At 34.6% G+C, this 1500-nt stretch carries 3 protein-coding genes; 2 read left to right on the top strand and 1 reads right to left on the bottom strand.

Going from position 1 to position 1500, the window contains the following annotated elements; translation table 11 throughout:
* Nucleotides 1-518 precede the first annotated feature (518 nt).
* Both FT993_RS08630 and FT993_RS08625 read left to right on the top strand, forming a co-directional pair.
* On the top strand, nucleotides 519-752 hold the full coding sequence (locus tag FT993_RS08630; RefSeq protein WP_147862147.1) for a hypothetical protein: 234 nt from the start codon (nucleotides 519-521) through the stop codon (nucleotides 750-752).
* A complete protein-coding gene (locus FT993_RS08625) occupies nucleotides 736-1038 on the top strand; it encodes a type II toxin-antitoxin system RelE/ParE family toxin (protein WP_147862146.1) in 303 nt (100 codons plus the stop codon). The genes FT993_RS08630 and FT993_RS08625 overlap by 17 nt, the downstream gene beginning before the upstream one ends.
* Nucleotides 1039-1299: 261 nt before the next feature.
* Here the strand turns inward: FT993_RS08625 and FT993_RS12425 are convergent.
* Nucleotides 1300-1500: hypothetical protein (locus FT993_RS12425; protein WP_222708308.1), on the bottom strand; the 201-nt coding region annotated here is incomplete at its 5' end.

The raw sequence follows: 1500 nt of genomic DNA, 5'->3' as shown, positions 1-1500 counted from the left end.
GTTTCGTTTTCTCCTGTATCCGACGAGCGAAGCGAGAGGAATACACCGTAAAGAAAATGAAAATTAGGACATAGCAAGATTCTTGTGTTGTTAGGATGTAGGTTATGAAAAAGTAATTAAACTCGCTACTTTTCGACTTCACTTCGATACACGGGTGTTTGTCTATCGCCAAAAACCCGCACTCAGTGTGACAAGGCAGGTATTAAACTACTACGTACTTAGTGCGACCTCTTGGGAGTCCCGAGTATTCGCTGGTGTGCGATTCCATCGCGTTCTCCTTACCCTATTTCAATCCATTGCTCAAATCTATAATTGATAATTCAAGTATATAGCTAAAACTCACAAAATAAAAACCTTCAGCATTATCAGCTCATATTTTAAAAAGGCTGTTTTTTTATCAATCTGCTAATAGATGGAAGACCACAGGCTTCAATCGTTCGGGAGCGTGGGAAAGTATTGCAACAGTAAAAAGTAATATAAAAATCAAAGAATAGGATTTAATTTGTAACTTTGATACTATGGATTTAAGTTTAGAAAATAAAAAAATTGAATTAATTCAATGGTTGTCCACATTAAACGACAAGTCTTTGATTGATCAACTAATGAAAATAAGGGATAAAGAAAAAACCGATTGGTGGAAGGAAATTTCTACTGCTGAAAAAAATTCTATTGAAAAAGGAATTCAAGATGCAGACAATGCAAAATTAACTTCTCACCATAAGGTGAAAGATATATATGAAAAGTGGTTATAAAATTCTATGGACCGATCACGCCATTTCTGAACTTAAAGCAACCATAGAATACCTTGAAGCGAATTGGACTGAGAGAGAACTAAGAAAATTTGCCGCAAAATTAGATCACACTATCCAACTGATTTCAAAAATGCCTGAAATTTTCCCTGAATCATTGGAGAAGAAGAAAACCCGAAAAGCTGTAGTCGAAGTCCACAATAATTTATACTATAGAATCAATAAAAATACCGTAGAGATTGTGTCTTTATTTTCGAACAGAAAGAATCCAAACAAGAAAAGAACATAAGAGTATTGAGCCACAATGCATATAAGTCCTTACTCTCACTGGTTTAATTTAACTAACGACAAGACAAGGTTGGTTTTTTCAGCAAAGAATAATAAGTAGAAGTACAATTTAAAAACGGCCTATCGAAAATAGCAAGTAAAATTGGCAGTACTAATTATATTGACCTGATTATAGAAATAACAATATCCAGCGGCCCACATCAAAAAGCGATTCAAAGCAGGGCTTTGCAATCTTTTTCTTCAGTATAACTTGTGTTTTGCGTTAAAAATTGGTGAAGCCTTGGAGCCAATTTAGCAAAATACAAGTGGTTTTCAGCTTGTCTGAAAAATACCTCAGAAAAAGTGTACTTTCTTTTGTTTCGTTTTCTCCTGTATCCGACGAGCGAAGCGAGAGGAATACACCGTAAAGAAAATGAAAATTAGAACATAGTATTATTGATGTGTTGTTGTGATGTAGGTTTTG

Source organism: Mesonia sp. HuA40 (assembly GCF_008017835.1).
Taxonomy (GTDB): domain Bacteria; phylum Bacteroidota; class Bacteroidia; order Flavobacteriales; family Flavobacteriaceae; genus Mesonia.
This window is presented reverse-complemented; position numbering and strand designations above follow the sequence as displayed.